15 protein-coding genes and 3 pseudogenes are annotated in these 20144 nt (G+C 37.2%); 6 read left to right on the top strand and 12 right to left on the bottom strand.

The window, feature by feature from the left end:
* Positions 1 to 158: 158 nt before the first annotated feature.
* Positions 159 to 857, bottom strand: coding sequence for a cysteate racemase (gene cuyB / locus NXS07_RS15140; RefSeq protein ID WP_238125568.1), 699 nt, complete (start codon positions 855 to 857; stop codon positions 159 to 161).
* Positions 858 to 999: 142 nt separating this feature from the next.
* Here cuyB and NXS07_RS15135 point away from each other — a divergent pair, with 142 nt between their 5' ends.
* Positions 1000 to 1896: a LysR substrate-binding domain-containing protein gene (locus NXS07_RS15135; RefSeq protein WP_038201847.1), complete on the top strand. Its 897-nt coding sequence runs from the start codon at positions 1000 to 1002 to the stop codon at positions 1894 to 1896.
* 56 nt (positions 1897 to 1952) lie between these two features.
* On the opposite strand, the gene NXS07_RS15130 is transcribed toward NXS07_RS15135, so the two are convergent.
* The 4 genes from NXS07_RS15130 to NXS07_RS15115 form a co-directional block, all read right to left on the bottom strand.
* Positions 1953 to 3221 carry a dicarboxylate/amino acid:cation symporter gene (locus NXS07_RS15130; protein ID WP_258087061.1) on the bottom strand — a complete coding sequence of 423 codons (1269 nt, stop codon included), beginning with the start codon at positions 3219 to 3221 and terminating at the stop codon, positions 1953 to 1955.
* 423 nt (positions 3222 to 3644) lie between these two features.
* On the bottom strand, positions 3645 to 4178 hold the full coding sequence (locus NXS07_RS15125; RefSeq protein ID WP_046337615.1) for a DUF6817 domain-containing protein: 534 nt from the start codon (positions 4176 to 4178) through the stop codon (positions 3645 to 3647).
* Positions 4175 to 5413, bottom strand: a complete 1239-nt coding sequence (locus tag NXS07_RS15120; RefSeq protein ID WP_258087060.1) for an MFS transporter — start codon at positions 5411 to 5413, stop codon at positions 4175 to 4177. The genes NXS07_RS15125 and NXS07_RS15120 overlap by 4 nt, the downstream gene beginning before the upstream one ends.
* Positions 5403 to 6359: an aKG-HExxH-type peptide beta-hydroxylase gene (locus NXS07_RS15115; protein ID WP_258087059.1), complete on the bottom strand. Its 957-nt coding sequence runs from the start codon at positions 6357 to 6359 to the stop codon at positions 5403 to 5405. The genes NXS07_RS15120 and NXS07_RS15115 overlap by 11 nt, the downstream gene beginning before the upstream one ends.
* A gap of 613 nt (positions 6360 to 6972) precedes the next feature.
* On the opposite strand from NXS07_RS15115, the gene NXS07_RS15110 reads away from it, so the two are divergent.
* The 3 genes and pseudogenes from NXS07_RS15110 (at position 6973) to NXS07_RS15100 (ending at position 8603) form a co-directional block, all read left to right on the top strand.
* Complete coding sequence (locus NXS07_RS15110; RefSeq protein WP_258087058.1) at positions 6973 to 7791, top strand: purine-nucleoside phosphorylase; 819 nt, start codon at positions 6973 to 6975, stop codon at positions 7789 to 7791.
* Positions 7792 to 8006: 215 nt separating this feature from the next.
* Positions 8007 to 8190 (top strand): annotated as a pseudogene (locus tag NXS07_RS15105) (hypothetical protein); the annotation flags it as partial.
* Positions 8191 to 8282: 92 nt separating this feature from the next.
* Positions 8283 to 8603: a heavy metal-binding domain-containing protein gene (locus NXS07_RS15100; protein WP_012987068.1), complete on the top strand. Its 321-nt coding sequence runs from the start codon at positions 8283 to 8285 to the stop codon at positions 8601 to 8603.
* Positions 8604 to 9137: 534 nt separating this feature from the next.
* On the opposite strand, the pseudogene NXS07_RS15095 reads toward NXS07_RS15100, so the two are convergent.
* From NXS07_RS15095 to NXS07_RS15080, 4 genes and pseudogenes are all read right to left on the bottom strand, one after another.
* A pseudogene (locus NXS07_RS15095) lies at positions 9138 to 9788 on the bottom strand (IS5 family transposase).
* Between the two features lie 203 nt (positions 9789 to 9991).
* Positions 9992 to 10906, bottom strand: a complete 915-nt coding sequence (locus NXS07_RS15090) for a hypothetical protein (RefSeq protein WP_038201885.1) — start codon at positions 10904 to 10906, stop codon at positions 9992 to 9994.
* 168 nt (positions 10907 to 11074) lie between these two features.
* Positions 11075 to 11818, bottom strand: coding sequence for a hypothetical protein (locus NXS07_RS15085; protein ID WP_046337618.1), 744 nt, complete (start codon positions 11816 to 11818; stop codon positions 11075 to 11077).
* Positions 11819 to 12448: 630 nt separating this feature from the next.
* Positions 12449 to 13170, bottom strand: a protein-coding gene (locus tag NXS07_RS15080; RefSeq protein ID WP_197565190.1) for an IS1 family transposase whose coding sequence is annotated in 2 segments (ribosomal slippage) — positions 12449 to 12918 and positions 12918 to 13170 — 723 coding nt in all. Because the reading frame shifts where the segments join, the coding sequence is not laid out codon by codon here.
* A 193-nt stretch (positions 13171 to 13363) separates the two neighbouring features.
* Here NXS07_RS15080 and NXS07_RS15075 point away from each other — a divergent pair.
* Positions 13364 to 14731, top strand: a complete 1368-nt coding sequence (locus NXS07_RS15075; RefSeq protein WP_258087057.1) for an AAA family ATPase — start codon at positions 13364 to 13366, stop codon at positions 14729 to 14731.
* Positions 14724 to 15350: an HNH endonuclease gene (locus tag NXS07_RS15070; protein ID WP_046337621.1), complete on the top strand. Its 627-nt coding sequence runs from the start codon at positions 14724 to 14726 to the stop codon at positions 15348 to 15350. Before NXS07_RS15075 ends, NXS07_RS15070 begins: the two co-directional genes overlap by 8 nt.
* A gap of 108 nt (positions 15351 to 15458) precedes the next feature.
* On the opposite strand, the gene NXS07_RS15065 is transcribed toward NXS07_RS15070, so the two are convergent.
* From NXS07_RS15065 to NXS07_RS15055, 3 genes and pseudogenes are all read right to left on the bottom strand, one after another.
* The gene (locus tag NXS07_RS15065; RefSeq protein ID WP_052726108.1) at positions 15459 to 16271 is read right to left on the bottom strand and encodes a hypothetical protein; all 813 of its coding nucleotides are present in this window, start codon (positions 16269 to 16271) and stop codon (positions 15459 to 15461) included.
* A 658-nt stretch (positions 16272 to 16929) separates the two neighbouring features.
* Positions 16930 to 18075 (bottom strand): annotated as a pseudogene (locus NXS07_RS15060) (tyrosine-type recombinase/integrase); the annotation flags it as partial.
* A 447-nt stretch (positions 18076 to 18522) separates the two neighbouring features.
* Positions 18523 to 18792 carry a helix-turn-helix domain-containing protein gene (locus NXS07_RS15055; protein WP_038215449.1) on the bottom strand — a complete coding sequence of 90 codons (270 nt, stop codon included), beginning with the start codon at positions 18790 to 18792 and terminating at the stop codon, positions 18523 to 18525.
* Between the last annotated feature and the right edge of the window lie 1352 nt (positions 18793 to 20144).

Raw genomic sequence — 20144 nt, 5'->3', positions numbered from 1 at the left:
AAAAAATAGCGCGTCTTTTCTTGCCGCAGTGCAAATCCGTTGCCTTGTTCTTTGGCTGAAAATCTCATGACGACATCATCTAGCAATAAATGATTATATTTTTTCTTCTTTCCATAAAAAATAGTTAATCTATTTATTGATAGTTCTATCTCACTTTACTAAAAGCAGATTTCATCAGAATAACACCACTCCACCGCACTTTTAATCAACTCCTCCGTAGCATCAATATACCTATCCACATTACCACCCCTACTAAGAATAAGTGGTATTTCAGTACATCCCATAACAAATTTTTCAACCCCAAAAGATTGCAGTTGAGATATAACTCCTTTCAGTGATAAATATGCCTTTCCAGCATCTCCACCTTTATAAGCCAGAATACTTTCCATAACACAACGCTGTTGAATATCATCAGGAATAACACAATTGATATTTTCTTTTTCCAATCGGGATTGATAAAGTTCGGATTTTATCGTTGCTGTTGTGGCAAGAATAGCGACATTATTAATCCTTTCATTTACGATTTTATTACAGGTAATATCAATCATATTCAAGAAATTAATTTTTGTTGCTGCTTTTAATTCGTTATGCCAGTAATGGGCGGTATTACATGGCATAATAATACACTGAGCGCCCGCGCTTTCCAATATTCTCAATGCAACTAACATTTTATTTAACGGTGATGCGCCATCAGAGATAATATTCGCTGTTCTATCAGGAATTTCAGGAAAAGAAACCGCAATGACAGGAATATGTTCTTGATCGCAGGTTGCCGGGGTATGTTTAATTATTTTTTCCATTGCATCTACGGTTGCAGCGGGGCCCATACCGCCAAGAATTCCGATTATTTTTTTCATATGCCACCTCAGTAAATAATCGTTATGATGGCACAGTCGTTACGGTTCGTAATTGCAATGTTTCCATGGACTATGCTGAATTTGCATAAGAGTTCTCATGCATAACAGCCAATAAGCATTATTTTTAATAAGGGTGGTAATTATGCTGAATAATATTGAGCTGAAATGGTTATATGATGCTGTAATGTTGGAAGAGCTAAGGAATTTCACTCTTGCAGCAGAAAGAAGAAATATATCCCAGTCATCTTTTAGCAGACGGATTCAGGCTCTTGAGAGTGCTGTCGGCTTTGAAATATTCGACCGTAATTTCAATCCATTACAGCTTTCTTTGCAGGGAAGGAGCTTTATTGTGTATGCCAGAAATCTTCTGAGCGATATAGAGCATCAGGTTGGCAAAATAAAAGGAGGAGAAATAGCTAAACACCGAATCAATATCGCCGCTGCACATTCGCTTGCCATTTCTCTGTTGCCTGAGTTTATTTCTGGCTTTGCAGAAAAGTCGGACAAAATTTTTAATGTTGAATCGATCAATGTTGATGAGGCTGTGCATAATCTTAAAGAGGGAAAAAGTGATTTTATTCTGTCTTTCTTTAATGAAGAACTGATGACGTCCCCCTTCCTTCATCATAAGGTGCTGGATGCTCAGTTACATCTCGTATCGGGCTGTAAGCCTGATGGAGAGCCGTTATATAATCTGGATAGTTCACCTTTGCCATTAATGAAATACACCGATGAAAGTTATATGGGGCGGCAAGTCAATCAATTACTGGAAAAAGATTTCAGCGACGGGTTCAATTATTTTTTTCATTCATCCATGAGCGAACTACTGAAGCGTATGGTGCTAAATGGTCATGGGGTGGGTTGGCTGCCGGATTATTCAATCAGTAAGGAACTCAAAAATCAGCAATTGTGCATTTTGGGTCAAGATTATGCCTCGATAAAAATGGGCGTGTACATTTACCGCACTCACTCCCGGCTCAATCCTTCCTCAGAACGCTTTTGGCAGTATATGCGCAAACGCGAAAGCGGTAGCCAGTAAACCAATCCCCAGCAGCATAGGTAACTATGTCACTGGGGAAAAATACACTCTCTCACTCAGGCTTCTTGGTCAACCGGTTCCAATTCGGAACGCCCCTGCTTTTCTTCCAGTTTAGCAATCACCGCGGTGGAAATGCTGTTACCGACGACGTTGGTCGCTGTACGCCCCATATCGAGGAACTGATCAATGGCAAGGATCAGCAAGATACCTGCCTCAGGAAGGTTGAACATGGGCAGCGTTGCCGCAACGACCACAACAGAAGCACGCGCGACACCTGCCATACCTTTGCTCGTGATCATTAGTGTCAGCATGATTATGATTTGCTCTGTGATACTCAGGTCAATATGGTATGCCTGTGCAATAAAGAGTACCGCAAAGGATTGATACATCATTGAACCATCAAGGTTAAAGGAATAACCCAGAGGCAAGACGAAGCTGGAAATTCTTTTCGGTACGCCAAATCGATCCAATGCGTTCATGGTCTTGGGATAGGCTGACTCGCTGCTCGCGGTAGCAAAAGCCAACGCGACAGGCTCCCTAATCAGCCTCATGAGTGAAAATAGGCTTTTCCCAAGGAAAAGAAATCCAACCGCCGACAAAACAGCCCATAGCAAAAATAAGCCAAGGTAAAAGAGGCCGATAAGTTTGCCATAATCGTAAAGCAGCCCCAGACCTTGCACTGTAACCGCAGAAGCAATAGCCGCAAACACCGCAATCGGTGCGAATGACATCACGTAATCGGTGATGCGGAACATGATACGCCCCAGATCTTCAATGAAGGTCACTATCGGGCTTTTTTTCTTGCTGTTATGGCAGACATATGAAAGCGCACTACCAAAAAATATCGAAAAAATAAGGATCTGTAAGATTTCATTATTCGACATAGCGGCTGCGAAACTACTGGGGAAAATATGGCTGATAAAGTTTTTCAGAGTGAATCCGCTGGTGTTGAGGCCTGTATCAACATTGTCCTGTTGAGGAACACTGACATTAAGCCCAACCCCTGGCTGGAACAGGTTAGCCATCAGCATCCCAATGCCGAGTGAAACCAAACCAGCGATAATAAACCAGGCCATTGCTTTAATGGTAATTCGACCTACAGATGATGAGCCGCCGATTGATATCAGGCCTGCGACAATCGTGGCGAATACCAGTGGGGCAATAATCATTTTTATCAGTCGAAGGAATACATCGGTAATGATGTTGATATAGGAGGCAACTTCTTTAGTCTGGCTGGCATCAAGATAATGATGAAAACCCCAGCCAGTAATAATTCCAAGCAGAATGGCGATGATGATTTTCTTCATGAGTTTTTGTCTGTTCATACGACCTCTTAATTCACTGAAAAGAAAATATTGAAATTATTTATTTTGTTTTTCTGTTCTTTAGCTTTTCACTCGCACAAATACTGACCTTTTTTTAATTTTTGATGAAATGCAAATGAAAGAAGCCTTATGCAGAAAATGCATAATGTTGTTAGGAGTGGTATTGAGATAGTACTTAAGCTCACAAAATTATGTGACAATAAACAATATGGATCTTTGGTAATAAGTAGTTAATGAAAATTTATATTCTTACCAAAAACAGCATTAGTTATCCAATTAATATTACACCAAGTTTTTATGACTCGATTGATTTACTCAGTTTATTAAAAATAGTCACATAACTAGAAAATCTAGTAAAAATACCCCTTCTATGAGGGAGTATTTTTACTTTTTCACTCTTTTTATAAATATGAATATGTTTAATCATGATATTGACTTATGCAAATAGTGCTTATAATGCTCTTTTACACTATCTCTACAATAAGATACAACAGGCGCTAATTTATCAATGTGCTTGTAAGAATCTTGATAAGTAAAAATATTTTTTTTATCAACACACCATATAATTTGTTCAATTACGTCACAAACAAGAATGTCAGATAGATCACTAATTAGTTCTATCGGAAAGTTTGGCTTACCGTCATTTGAAGAGGTGATAATTACTTCCCGATAATCTTCAATAATATGTGCTCGTGAATAATGATAAACTAGCTCTTCTTCATTTTCACCTGACATACCTACTATTTTTTCTCTATCTGTAAGGGGCACCCCACTGTTATGATAAATGGAATTAGTATCATAAATAGAATGAAGAAGTCCGGCCTTAATGACTTCTTTTCTACAGCCATGCCTTTTCAGTAGCACAGCCGTTTGAATAAGATGTGCAGAATGATGTCTACCATAAACTTTCACTTTATCAATCTCATAATAAAGTGCAACCTGCGATAATATATTCATAAGTCACCATATTTTTTTTCATATAAATTAGAGATATCTTCCTGCCTACAGGTCAATAATTCATGAAAAAGAGGAATGAAGCGAACAAAAACAGCAGCAATAATTATTATTACAGCAGAAATAATCAAGGCGGTCATACTTCCATAATTTCTTATTATAAAAGGAATAAATAACAGACCAAGTGGATTTCCAGCACCAATGAATGCGTTGTGAATAGTTTGAACTTTTACACGATTCTTCTCAGGAATTGCAACTGAGCGACAGGATTCCACACTAACATTATTCATCACTATTGCCATTCCCATTATAAACGTCAAAATACTCCAAATAAAAATATGATTGATAAAAGACAGTAATAAGAAGCACAGCCCTATTGTCCAGAAAGAAAGAATAACACTCTGAGCCCTGCCAATAACTAATTCAATTTTTTTCTGAAAATAACATGATGAAAAAATAGCTCCTGCGGCTGCACACCCTTCAATTAAACCGATCATGATGGGGTTATTTCCTGCAACATTTACGATAAAATAGGGTATGACAAATGAGGAAAATGGAGCAAGAAACATATTAATAATCATGGAAAAAAAAGCCCACCAAGGTTCAAAACGATAACTTATAAATATCGCTATTGAATTCTTTATATTATTTCCAGAAATTTTTTCTTCAGAAGATGAAAACGAGCGCCCTTTATTATTCAAAGAAATTAAAATAATTAAAGAAATTAATGCAGATACTATAATAACCCATATCATATTTGTAAAGCCAATTGATCCATACCCTGCCATTCCAATTGCGATACCAAATAAATTATTTAACGCTTGGATTAAAAATATTTTTCTAAACGCCTCATCGATAAGAACATTATCCACTATAGCTGGAATAAAAGCGTTAACTACAGGCGTAAAAAATGAATCAATAAAACCAATTCCAACAGAAATAAAAATAAAAACCAGAGAGCTTACACTTGTAGATTTAACAATTATAGTTAACAGTGATACACCAATAAATAATAAAATAAATTGAGTAAGTATTCGTTTTTTTTCCAGCTTTTCAAATTTATGGGCAAGAAAAATCCCAAATACACTTTTTGACGTAAAATAGAAAAAAAGAAAGTACGATGATAGCCATACACTATCACTACTTAAAAAATAGAGCGTTATAATAGCAATAAGGATTCGTGATGATAGTATATATATCGATTCAGCATAGCATATTTTCCAGAAATCACTTGTCATTGCTTCCTCGCATTCCTAACATTGCCATTTTTATATCATCTAGAAGTTTTTCTCCAACTGGCGTGAGTCGGGCATGCCTTTCTACTATATTCAATGTATCATTGTATTTACTCATCGATATGTCTAAACGCTCTGCGAATTCTTTGCTGTACTCTCCATCATAACAATCAACAAATTTCTGTAATGACTGAGAAATCCGACATAAAACAAAAAGCGCGTGGAATATTCCTATCATTGGTCTGGCATCCTTTCTAAAAGGTGCACGAAATCTTTCTTCAGGATCATTTTGTACAATATAATCATCAGCATTAATAATATTTAGCGTATGATGAGCACACTCATGAACAATGTGTTCAATATAATATGGCAAGGTATTTTCTTCATTGGCATAAAGAAATATCAATCCCCATAGATTAAAATTACAGCCAGAACGGATATAATATCCTTTTGTGCTACCTGTAAGATAAATAGTATCAATAAACTCACAACATTCCCTATAAGACTCAATATCGAACTCTTTTAAAAGATTAAGTGCATCATTAATTTTTTCTTTTTCTACACTAATATCTTCATCTTTTTGAAATCCGACCTTTACGCCTTTATCATCCTCATTAAGAATCTGTAAGATCATATTAATATCAAATTCAGATTGCGTTCTATAGTCTAGAGCAGTTATATTAATAGTATGTTCATTTAACATTTCACAAGATTCAGACACCTTCGCCGCATATTTCAGATAATTAATACACAATTCACGATTATCTTTTTCCGCAGCACATACGGCTAGATAATAGGCTCCGAAAATATTCCAGCGCAGCTGAAAATTTTCAGGGATAGATAATTCAGACTCACTGCATTCTATGAGATAGATTAATGATTTTTTTATATTATTTTGAAATTTTTCCCGAAATTTAGAATATTCATAATTGGCTTTTGCAATTTTCATTTCATTTTCCTTAAAATAATCCCTTCCTCAGAAAATCCCGAGGAAGGGAAGCATTAATTAGTCATCTTTTTTATCGTTGACAGCCCAACTAGCTAATTGAGATTTAATCTTTACTACATTTTTTACATTGAAGTTATTAATTATTTATTCCTTTCATAATTAAAGCCTGAGAGATTTACAATAGTACAGCACTAAATAATTAAGAGATGTACTACTTAATAACAAATAGCACTATCAAATAGTGTATGCAAACATTAAAAATTCACCATTGACATCCTGTTTAATAAATCCCTGTAAATATATTTAAATAAAGACAAATAATTTATTAATTCAGACAGTTAATCACGATAAATAAAAATTCCATCTGTTCGAAGATTAGGAAATTTATTTTTCACTCTTTACTTTCTTAAAAATACTTTTATTAGAAATAATAATTTCAATTAAATTATAAATAACGAACTGTAATTATTCAACTAACTAAAACAATCACATTCCCATTGAGCGCTATTAATATCAATGGTAGTGTGACCAAGCACCAAGTTAGTAAATAAGGGCAGGCTCTTAGTCAATTAGCACATTTATTTTTACTCAATAACCTTCAGGAGGAAGCGATATGCACAAAATGGCTGATATCTTAGAAAGTAAAAACCTCGTTGAATCAATAACAAACATAAAACCAACGATAGGTATTATTTTAGGTTCAGGGCTGGGGTCGTTCGCAGATACGCTTGAAGGTGCAGTCCATATTCCATATAGCAATATCCCTCATTTTGCAAAATCAGAAGCGGTTGGCCACTCCAATGAATTGGTTATCGGTTCTATTGGCGGCAAAAATGTTGTCGCGATGAAAGGGCGTTTTCATTACTACGAAGGCTTTACGCTTGATCAAGTGACATTCCCTGTCCGTTTAATGAAAGCACTGGGTGTTGAAAAACTCATTATCACCAATGCCTGTGGTGCTGTGAATACCGATTTCAGCCCCGGCGATTTAATGCTGATTACCGATCACATTAACTTAACCGCAAACAATCCATTGATTGGGCCAAATAATCCCGATCTCGGTGTGCGCTTTCTTGATGTCAGCGAAGTGTATAACAAAGCATTGAGAAGCATCGTTATTGGTGTGGCTAAAGCGCAGAATATCACGTTACGTCAGGGCGTTTATGCCTGGTGGACGGGGCCCACATATGAAACTCCTGCCGAAATCCGCATGATTAGAACGCTTGGGGCTGATGCCGTGGGTATGTCAACAGTACCAGAAGCACTGATTGCACGACATGCGGGGATTGATACAGTCGGTATCTCCTGCTTAACAAATATGGCATGCGGTATTCTGGATCAGCCTCTTAGCCATGAAGAAGTCATTGAAACAGCGGAAAAAGTAAAAGCGACGTTTATTAAACTGGTAGCAGAAACCATTTCTCGCTTCTGATTTTTCAGCCAAAATAAATTTCAAGTTGCAGCCAACAAAGCAGCAACTTGAAAGATGAGGCGTATCGTAAAATCCTACATAGCCACTGCATCAAACGTGATGGAAGCGACAAATTCCACCCTCCATCTTGTACTAAATCCTGAGGTGACGCGGAGAATGGAGCCGATCGTTGAATAGTCGCAATCGCTTCTTTATCCGCTTTCACAGGATCGGATTTACGACAAGATATCGGCTTTCGGATCAATCAACAATGAGAGCAATTGCGCTATCACGTAGCCGGCCGAACGAGACCCGATTGTCTCCCTTGATACAGTGCGCCACGCGTCTAGTGAGCAGGCTAAAGCCTATTATCGCGATTGGTATCAGCCACAACGTATGACACTCGTAGTGATCGGCAAGCTCCCGCGGTAATATACAAGCTCAGGTGGCAAATAAAGCCACCTGAATGCCAAGAAAAATCAAAGTGATGTAATATCAAACGGAGATCGATTATGAAAAACACAACAACACCTACGCTGGAAGGCCATACCATCACGGAATATCTGGGTGTCGTCACAGGGGAAACGATTCTTGGGGTCAATATTATTAAGGATTTTTTTGCTGGGGTGAGAGACATCATCGGCGGGCGTTCTGGTGCTTATGAGAAAGAATTGAAAAATGCACGGGAAATCGCCTTCGCGGAAATGAATGCACAAGCCCAAGCGCTAGGAGCCAATGCGGTTGTCGGTATTGATATTGACTATGAGACGGTCGGTAAAAATGGCGGCATGTTGATGGTCACTGTCTCGGGGACTGCGGTGAAGATTGTGTAAAGAGGGATAGTAGGCAGGATTTTAGGTTAAGCCATCTTATTGTGAGGTGGCTTAGATTTATGATTATTCTTTATCACAACGGTATCCTCTGCATATACCAGCCAGAAATATGTCTGTTGCAGACACACAGAGAAAGAAAACCGTCTTTCCCAAAATAAAGTGATACAAAGTATGAGCCGACGTGGCAACGGTCTAGATATTCACCGATGGAGCGGCTGTTTCGCAGTTTGAAAAGTGAATGGAGGCTTTTAGGGGGTACAGTGATATCTATGATTCGATAAGAGATATCACGTAATATCTAGGCGGCTATTACAACCACCATCGTCCTCATAGTCACAATGATGAAATAACATCGGTTGAATACAAAAAAACAGTGGGAAGAGTCTATGAAGGTATCCGGTATTAATTGACCACAACAGTTTATTTTTGGTCCGAATTAGGGCACATTCAGCCAGCAAAACAGGGTCGAGAACGGTAGTGTAATGAAATTACAGGCAAAGAACCCAATATTTTAAGGGGCGCTACAAAATATCGTCATGAAATTTTCAGCCAAAGTGCAAGGCAACGGATTTGAGCTGCGGAAAGAAATAAAGCACTATTTTTCGCATATCGGGTCGCTATACCATCCCGTGTCGTGCTGCTTGCTCAACTATTGCATGACTATCATAGGTCCCGATCTGAACAAATGTTCAGCCTCCATTCCCTCAATTAATGCTTCAGCTTGTGAGTAATCAGCTGTGGTACCTCTTGTAACAAGAACTCTGATCGGCATACCATGCGCATCCATGGCCAAATGTATCTTGGTATTGAGCCCCCTTTTGTGCGCCCCATATCTTGATTACCGCCTTTAGTACCCGCCGCATGAGGATGAACTTTGATATGGCTGGCATCAATCATCAACCATTCGAAATCCGGTTCAGATATCAGTTGGTCAAGCAAGGCTTCCCATACACCTTTATTTCTTCATCGGCAAAAACGGCGATGGGTATTTTTCCAGTCACCGTAATCGGGAGGTAAATCTCGCCAGGGAGACCCTATCCGTAAGATCCAAAACACCGCATTGATAAACAATCGGTTATCTTGGGCTTCCCGACCCCATGCGCCTTTACGCCCCAGTAAATGCGGCTCCAGTAAGTTCCAAATATGATCTGAAATATCATGACGGCGGTGTGATGGTGTGCTCATTACCAATCAATTCTATTTATGGAAGATATATCGCTTATCACATAATTTTTTTCATGACGACACTACCTGACGATGAAAAAGATTACCCATGAACTTCGGGGCAATGTCTCAGCAGTTTGGGTTTATCAAGTACAACGTCCCGCATTTGAACCGACACAATCACTCCCAACATTACCGATGACGAGATTGTTTTGGAGATATCCTCACTTAAATTTAGCAAGCTGAGGCCCCAAAATTTCATTTGCTAACTGTAGAAGTTTATTGTTATAAGGTGAACGAGTCCATTGGGAAAAATTTGCTAAATTATCAAAATAACGATAGTCAAATTCAATAGTTATTCGGTGGATTTCTCTTGGAGTGTTATAACCTTCCTTTAAAGTAAAAACACAATCCATCTTTTCTACCAACTCATTCCCCTGAACATGAATGTGATGTCGAGTATAATATGTTCCCAACTCAATATACTTTTTACAGTCAGGATGTTTGATCAGGTACCCATTATCATTGAGCATCAAATACTTAGGAACTTGGTTGATGAGTATCTCAGCCAGATCCGAAGAAAGGATTTTTTTAAAAAGAATTACTTGATTATCAGTCATATATGCAAATTGCCAAGGCACGTTCATTAATGTAGCTCGGGCGTACAGCCATCCCTCCTCATCTCTATACTGTAGGAGCATACTTTCCGCTAATTTTTCATCAATACGGATACCCATGTTTTTACTTAGAAAAAATACAATCTTATCAAAATGACAAATCAGTATTTTTAAGATTTGCCCTGTAAGGTAGCTTGGCTCACGCTTAGGGCGTTCATCAGGATTGTTGATGTTTTTTTTGGAATAGGGACACCATGTATATGCCTCGTGATCGTAGACCCCTACCCCTGGTACAGATCTGCCGAAATGTTTGCCATATGGGTGAGGAGTATTGATCGAGGGCTTATAGAATCCAATTATCTGGATAGGGTTATCGCAAGCCGGGCAAATAGCAAAATACTGTGGAGACCCTGTATCGCTAGTTTTATACCAAGGAGACCTACGCGAAGTACGCTGTTCATAATCATCTTTATCAATAGCGTAATAGCCTTTGTAATCAATGGATACTTTATAAACATTCATGTATTTATTCCCTATTCTATATCTCATCAACCGTTCCCCCTGCTAGCTTACCTCATCAGGAACGGGGGAATAACGTATAGGATAAAACTCAGTCCATATTCATCTTTTAATCCTTTGACATATAAAATACCCTTTACATTAAATTGGAGCAGGGCTAAATAAACAAAATCATCTGATTGAATTTCGAAAAAATCTGGGTGGCTTCTGCAATCGACTCTTTTCAGAAAAATATACAAAAAACTTCCCAATAACAAAAACCATAATTACACTTATGCAAATAAACACATAAATATAATTATGACCAAACAAATCCAACCTAATATCAAAATAAGAAGCTATCCAACTTGGTAGGATTAAAAAAAGGAGTGCCGATAAACCGCCTCCTGCCATCATTCCTGTTTTGACCAACTCATTCCGTTCAGCTCGAGTCAAACCCGGAACTACTTCAGCATGACATCCTATACAAACTAATTTTTCAACCCCAACAACTGTCCCACAGAAAGGGCAAATCCAACCTTCTTCTTGCTCGATAAATTTAATATCATCTCTAGATGTGGACTTATCTATCATTCTTTTAGTTCCACGTTCTGCTTCACATTCAGCTTTATTTTTCCATTCATACAAGCGTCGAACAGGGTATTTTAAATAATCAGTATCGATAAAATGAGCACAATTTTGGCAAAGCCAGATACCATTTTCTGCAGACTTTCGTTGTTCAGAATTTAAAGACGAATCATATCTCGCGCCCCCTGGAGAAGCAGCTGTTATATGAGCGGCCACCCCAGTTTTAGTTGATTTTTCAGGATGAGCATTAGGCCCGGAAGTCAGAATATTACAATCTGGGTTTGAGCATCTATTCCCGACCCTCTCCTGAATGACCCTCTTGGTTTTTTCTGTAAATCTATCATTCATTGTTAGATTACCTGTTCTAGGACCTGAATGTACTTATTCGTTGATATTAAATCAAAAAATAACCAAAAACGAGCCTTATTAACACATTATCGATAGGTAAAACGGATTCAGCCGGCTCGTTGTACCATGAGGTTACCGTCGCCATCTGTAAGCTTATAGGCTTTAGCTTCAGGTTTCGCATCACTCAGAACAATGTTGAGTATCCTTTCAAAGGTTCTGTGTAGGTACAAACATTATCGAACCGGGAAATAGCAATATAGAAACACCCTTCTGAGGTAATTTTTAGTTTAAGGAACTTTCATCGCCAGACGGAAGTTTATGTGTCCGACGATATCTGCTTCCAAAAATGTGCAGATGTACCGCAATTCTTGCTCTCCCTTTCAGGCTACGGGAGTTTTGTTCACCACCTAAAAGCCGATCCTGACAAGCGATGGATCGTTTTTGTTGAATAAGATATGAACAATTAGGTAAGGGGGAGTCAAACCGTTGTTGTGCCTCCTTCCCTTATTTTTTCCTGAATTTCTCCTCTCCTCACATCCATTCAAGATCAGGCAAAAATAGGATTTAAGACGTTACTGCATTACCAGTTACTGGGATAAATCGACCGAATTTATCATTTATTTCATAAATCTATTTGGTCATGACTCCAAAGGAGTTGTAATGATGTTTTTCAATATATGCGCCAATGAGTTTTTCGTGGATTTCCATTGAACGTGAGTAACAAATTGTTCTTCTCGCCAACCTCTTGATATGAATTCGCAGATTGAGATTATGCCGCTCTATACGCTGGGTAAAAATTTTGCCTACCAGATGCTTTTCTGGCACCATTTCTCTGGCGTAACTTCCCCAGTTATCGGTGGTGATGAAACGAATATTAAAAGACGCCAATAAGTTGAGCAATTTTCGGCAGGTTGCATCCGTTCGGGGGCCAAAGACATGGGCGATGACTTGTTTCCTTTTCGTATCAAAAGCATACCAAAGCCAATGACGTTGTTTTTTATTGCCTACAAAAGACCCTTGCTCATCCAATTCACAGATAAGTGTGACATCGTCATAAGCGATCTGTCGCGATGTTACTTGTTTTGGCGAGAGTTTTTTAATGTCCGCATCACCGTATTGATACCGAGACCTAACACACGGCCTGTGTCTCTCACACCAGAGCCATTCATTGCCATATCCACAATTTTTTCTTTCATGCCCGGTTTATGGCCGTTGTAACGATAGTTGAGTTGAAAGGTTCTTTGGCAGTCTTTGCAATAGTAACGAGGGAAGCCAGCCTTACCTGTACCGTGTTTGCGTACAGGTTCAGCTTGGTCGCAATATCGACAAGTCACTTCTATCGTAACAGTCATGATGATGTCCCATTAAAAAGTACAAGAATATCAAATTAACGCTTTGAAGTCATGACCATCTATTTAAAAAATAATCATTCATACATATTTAATCAATGTGATCAAGGTAACATTTATTTAACTTTAACAGACGCCATATAAAATTTTCAATTAAAATGAGCCGTACTAAAAAGTGAGCCAAGGATATGTAGAAATGATAAAAAGCATAACATATGAAGGAAAAAAAATTGAGTTATATAATAATATTAACAATAGAGAAAATATATTTTCTATTATTATAAGAAAGAATGGCACAGGAAAAAGTCGCCTGTTACAGTTGATTTGTGAAGAGTATTCAAATAATAACACTCCTAAAATAAAAAATTCTCCTTCTAGAATTATAGCCGTATCTACAACCCCCTTCGATAAATTCCCACTGAAGAATAATTTTAAAAAAGGGTATTATTATCAAGGAATTAGAGGGATTCAATCCCAAACCATTAGTAAAGGATATATCTCTAAGTTTATAGGTGATTTTTTACTGGGTATAACAGAAAATAAAATAAATAGTTTATCTAAGGCGTTGGAATATTTGGGCTATGAAGATAAAATAGCAATTTCATTTAGGTATATAGGCGGGAAAAGAATAGAAAATATAATAAATAGTAATGAATCAGACATAAATGAATCTTTAAAATATCATCCTTACTTCGAAAGTATAGTTTTAAATAAATTAGGAATAGTAAAAGAATATTCTACAAACAGAAGAGTTTATGAATTAAGATCTTATTTAGTTGAAAAGTTAATAAAAGGAAAAGAAGAAATAAATCAATTCTTAGTAAAAGATGATAAATCTCTACATGAATTATTTAAATCTATTTGTAATTCTCCATGGTTACATAAGATAAGGAAATTGAAAATGAATATAATAGGGAAAAATGTAGAATTTAATAAAGAATTATCTCTTTCTAAGGATTTGATTAATTTAATTAATTCAGGCTTATTGAAAATTGAAAATATCATTTTAAAAAAAACAAACTCAAAAGAGGCGTTTCATATAGATAGTGCTAGTTCAGGTGAGCAAAGTGTAATCATGAATATATTAGGTATTTCATCGGTTATAAAAGATAATTCACTAATTTTAATTGATGAACCAGAGGTTTGCCTGCACCCAGAATGGCAAGAAAAATATATAAAATTGTTAATTGATATATTTAAAATAAATAAAAAATGCCACTTTATTATTACCACTCATTCTCCGCAAATCATTGCAAATTTAGGAGAAAAGAATTGTTTTATAACTTCAATAGAAGATGGTAAATCTAAGAAATCCATAAATTATATTAACAAATCCTCTGATTTTCAGCTTGCAACATTATTTAATTCTCCTGGCTTTAAAAATGAGTATTTAACTCGATTATCTCTAAATTTATTATCTAAAATAATATCCGAAAAATCTGTAGACCATGAAGATAAAAAAATCATGGAAGAATTACTTTTGATAAAAAATAAATTGCATGAAAAAGATCCATTATTGGAGTTGATTACTTCATTAGATGAAATGGTAAAATACTATGGCTGATATTAACGAACCAATATCTTATAGTAAGAACTCTACAGAGTTTATCTGTAAAAAAAAATCGACTGAAAATTTTTCTCACACTCAATGGGATGAAGAAAATTTAAAAACAGTTAGAAAAGAAATAAGAGATTATTACAGAATGAAACAAAATGGTTGTTGTGTTTATTGCCGAAATGAACTATCCATAACTTCACCAATTAATTGTCATATCGAGCATATTGCCCCAAAATCCAGATATTTAAATTTCATCTTTGAACCTAGGAACTTATGTGTAGTTTGTGCTGATTGCAACACAATAAAAAAAGATAAAGAAATCAAAAATGAATGCGAAAACACTATATCATCAAGTGCTAAACTTTACCCTCGTAGCTCAAAGGCATTCAGCGTTTATCATCCTCATTTTGATTTTTGGAAGGATCATATCGTTAAATTTAATGGTGAAATTTATGCTGATTTAACAGATAAAGGTGCGAATACCATAAGAATATGTAGATTAAATAGACGCCTAAGAAAATTTGGTATTAATGAACAAATTATATCCAATTTAGATAAATTTCATTTAATGAATAAAATCATTGAAGAAAATAAAATTGAAAAATTTAAAGATTTTTTTAAATAAGATTGTTATATTAATCATAATATAATTTGAACTCATTTAATGAAATAATAAAAGCGCCGATTCAGACGCTTTTCATATAAATAATAATTTATTCATTATTATTTATGATTATTCTTCTTCTGGAGTGTAATTCCAACCGGACGAGCCACCAAAAGTAGCACCACCGTAACCACTACTTTGAGTGCCTAGCGTTCCTGAAGATTTAGCGCCAACACCAAGTGCTCCTTGTACTTTTCCTGCGCCATTTAAAGGAGCTAATCCTTTAGTATTTCTCATTTGTTGCTTAAAGCTCCAGGTAACATCAGTGATAATCATACTTTTCTTAAGTGTATCAATGTCATTCATGTACATTCGCAATGAATATGGAATGGTAAAATCTTCTGTATAATTTACAGAAAATACATTCTTTCTTTGAAAAACAGAGCTACCTGCGTATTTAAGTGCTTTGACAGAGTGAGTTGTACAGTTAACTCCAGTTACATCATAAGTATCAATTATTTTTCCAAATCTCTGGGTGGATTCAGACACAGATGTACCACCTATGTTTTTACCCGTATGCCATAGACTTTTAAAATATCCCATTATTGCAAAAATATCGGCGTCTCTAATGTTATAAACTTGAGCTTCCATTCTATAAAGTTCGGTTGACATATATTCAATTGCTTCATTATTCTGTAACCAAATTAAAACACCATCGCCAGTTAGTCCTAATGGCCCGGTATCAGCATAACGACCATAGGTAAATACACTTATTCCACTTTCGGCATGAACGGAAATAAATGTATGGCCTGTACCCTTTGTTTCTACCCATAAAAAAATACCCTTAGGTAGCCATCGACAAGTCGTGTCATACATATTTAATGTATGAGAGTCGAGTTTGTCTAAAATCCTTGATTGTCTGATGACATCCCTATTGTTCATTTGTTTTTTATCCTTGCAAGAATATAAATAATAATCATTGAGACAGGAAATAAAATTAATATCAAATGTATATCATGGTTTTTAATGAATTTAAAAAAGATAGAAAAATTTAAGGCGTAAATAAACGTAGAGATGTTATTTAGTAAGGTAATTAAAAAGACAGAAAAAATCATTCGTAAACTGTATCTTAGTTTATTTCTTAAAAAAAATATTGTAGTGCACAAAACAAATAGAAAATTGTTAGTCAGCATTACATAATCGGTAATCTGAATAAAAAAAGACAATTCAGATGGGGTGTATTCCTTATTTGTCCATAGAGTTATTATTTCTTTTATAGTTAAATCAATAGAAATAAATCCTATATTGCTAAAAACAAATAAAATTATTATTATCAGCATATTAAACAATGACTTAATCCACATTTATTCCCCTTATCATTTTTGTCAATTCGAAAACCAACCACAGCTAGAAAATTCTTTATTTTACCCATGATAATTGCACATTTGTGATATACCGCCAGACAGGATATACCAGAATTATTTATACATCCTAGTATAATTGACAAGAACGCTGTAAAATCGTAATTAATATCGTATATTAAACAAATAAATATAGTTACCTGTGTTACATTTTATTTAAGACGACCGATTAAAACCACAGAAGTGTGAATATAAGCAGCTCTAATATTGTTGCTTTCTATATGGCTTAGCTGGCGCTCGATAGCATCATCACTCCACAGGCCTGATTCGCCCATTGCACCGCATGCCATTGTGCGGAATCCGTGCCCACAAATTCTGTATTGGTGTCATAGCCCATAGCACGCAAAGCATTATTTACGGTGTTTTCACTCATAACTTTCTTTGGATCGTGATCGCCGGGAAACATCACCTCTCCTTCTCCACTCAGACTGTGTAAGGTTTTGATAAGCGAAATAGCCTGACGGCTCAACGGTACAATGTGTTCCGTTTTCATTTTCATACCACGTTGGGAATGCTTAACCTCTTCAATGGGTTTTCTGGTTGCAGGTATGTGCCAAACAGCCCCTTCAATATCTATCTCTCCCCAACGGGTAAACCTCATCTCACTGGAACGAACAAACGTTAATAAAGTCAGTTCTACCGCGATTCGGGTAATTAAACGCTCACGGTAACAAGAAAGACGCATCAAAAACTCAGGTAAACGTTCATGGGGTAATGCGGCGTGATGTTTAGATTTTACTATGGTGAGAGCACCAACCATATCATTGGCAGGACTATATTCAAGAATGTCATTTTGGACGGCATAACGCATGATGGCAGTAACACGTTGTTGTAATCTTTGAACTACGTCGTGCTTACCGTCGGTGTCAACAGCTTTGATAGGCTCTAACAGTTGTCTGGTTCGCAAAGTACGTACATCAAGCGTACCGATATAGGGGGAAATGTATTGTTTGAGATTTCGCATAATCCTATCTCGATGGCTTTCACTCCACCGTTTATTGCTTGAGTACTATGGCAATCTGTTCAAAGGCATATGCGCCCTTTGATTCGGCTTGTGCGTCTTTTTTCTCTGCTTTGGGATCAATCCCTTGAGCAAGCAATTTTTTAGCTTCATCCCGTTTAGCGCGTGCATCAGCTAATGAGACTGCAGGATAAACACCAAAAGCCAGTCGATCTTCTTTTTTATCGGTAGGGTGGTGGTATTTCATGCGCCAGTATTTCGAACCGCGCGGCGTGATTTCGAGATATAAGCCAGCTCCACCCGCTAATTTATAGGATGTCTCTTTAGATTTCGCAGTCTCGATTTGTCGGGCGTTTAGTTTCATTTTTGGGGCACATTTAAAATCAAAGTGAAGGATACCCCCAATTATGCCCTCTACTGAAGTAGCATATAGATTGCAATGGACGTAAGTTGAGTGAAAACGCGAGTAAGGGATTGCAGAATGGGGATTTTAGACATAAAAAAAGACGCCTTTTAGCGTCTAAATTTATATGGTGCGAAGGCCGGACTCGCAAATGAATATAATCAATTGAAATTAAATAAATTATTAAAAGTAAATTTTCAAAATGCCCCATTTTGTGCCCCATATTTATTTTACTCCTTTTACTTGTTCATGTATTTGATTTTAATATATTTTATGAACTGATTGATACATTGGTATAAGAGTGAAGTTAAAAAAAGCCATGAGGTTTAAATTAGTTTGCCATCTCACTCTCAGGGCTTTGTATAAAAATTTATCATGTTCACAAAGTAGATCACAAGTTGAAACGGGTTATTCCTGCGGCTTATCTCGAACCTTACGTTCAATCAATCGACCCTGCTTATCAAAATAACGGCTTGGCCAGATTTCTGAGGGGTGAATACCGAGATAGTTAGCGATTATCCACTCACCTTTAGGCCATTGCCTACTGAGTGCGTTTGCTAATGTTGATGAGCTGAGCCCTGCTTCACGAGAAATAGCCGCTAAGGTTGTACCACGTTTACGTAACGCTGCGATGATATCGGCCTGATGCCAGTCATTTTGAACATTGTTGTTATTCATTCCTGTTACCCCTTCCATTAATTAATATTGATGGTGGTGATTCAAGGCAGGGTTAGCAGACTGGGTTCACACCAGCGAGGCCGAAGCCTCCCCTACCTGAATCACCATAGAAAGGGTGAACGCAGGCGCACTGGCAGAAACATCCTACCAGTGTCAGTGAACACAAGGCTGCTAAACCTTGACCATTGGATTGAGCCAATGGCGGGAATACTTTAACTGATTGTATTATCGGACTCAATAACTGAACGACTAAGTTTAACGGCTATAAACATGCTCAACATACCGGACAGCGATCCGAATGCTTAATTCTTCAATCAGCCAGTTCATCAATTTCCGTACTTGTACCCAACAACATGCAATCTCTGGCGCGCGACAATTCGGACAGAACAGAAAGTGTCTGCCATGCCCTTGATCGATATCTATGCGCCAGAGTGAACGCAAGTTGAGGTATTGCGGGGTATCGGTTGAGTACTCAGTACTGCCGCCTGTGTTTGCAGGTCATCCCCACTGGCTAGATGCCAGCCTCGATATCGTCAAATTCTCCTTTTTCAATCTAAAAATGCAGTGTCAGATTCACTGCGTGGTGAAGCAGGCATGAGCCTGTCAGGGTTGAGTGGTTCTTTGGCTACGGCGTCACTTTCAGCGGTAAATCCGCAAAAAGTGACGCCTTGATTCCGCTAACAATGAGCAAAGGTTGTGCAAGCGTTGAAGTGCTATCAGGCACAGCAAAACGCCGTAAGATTAAATGTCAAACGATAGTCATGTTAATGGATTAGCTGTAGAAAAATTGTCTGTTGAATAATTCAAACAGGAATAGATAAAAGTATGAACGGATGCGCAAAAGCTATCCTGTTGTTCATTGAAGATAAATAGGATTTATGTTGATTTGAAACGCCAGTGTATGAATCCACATTCAATACACTTCGGTAACAAGAGAAAGATATCCTTTTGGGCTATCTATTAGTTTAAGAGACCTTCATTGCCAGACGAGGGTTTAGATGTCTTGGCAATATCTGCTTCCAAAGGTGGGCAGATGTACCACAATGTTTGCTCTCCCTTTCAGGCTACGGGAGTTTTGTTTCGCCACCCGAAGGCGATCCTGACAGGCGATAGATCGTTTTGTAGAAAAAGATATTAACGGTTAGGCGGGAAGGAGTCAAATTCGCGACCGTTCCTGCCAGCCTTATTTTTGTCTGAATTCTCATGTATATTCCGCTATTTCCTCCATTTTTCGCCAAAATCAGGCGAAAATTCCATCTTAATTAGTTAATTAACATTAGGGCGTGTTGACGTTTTGTGAAGGTAATCTGAACAGCATGATGATTGGGTATAATCAATTTCGCCAAAAACTC

It is taken from the genome of Xenorhabdus bovienii (assembly GCF_024721015.1).
Classification (GTDB): domain Bacteria; phylum Pseudomonadota; class Gammaproteobacteria; order Enterobacterales; family Enterobacteriaceae; genus Xenorhabdus; species Xenorhabdus bovienii.
Note: the sequence above shows the minus strand (reverse complement) of the source record. Positions and strands in the feature narration are given on the sequence as shown.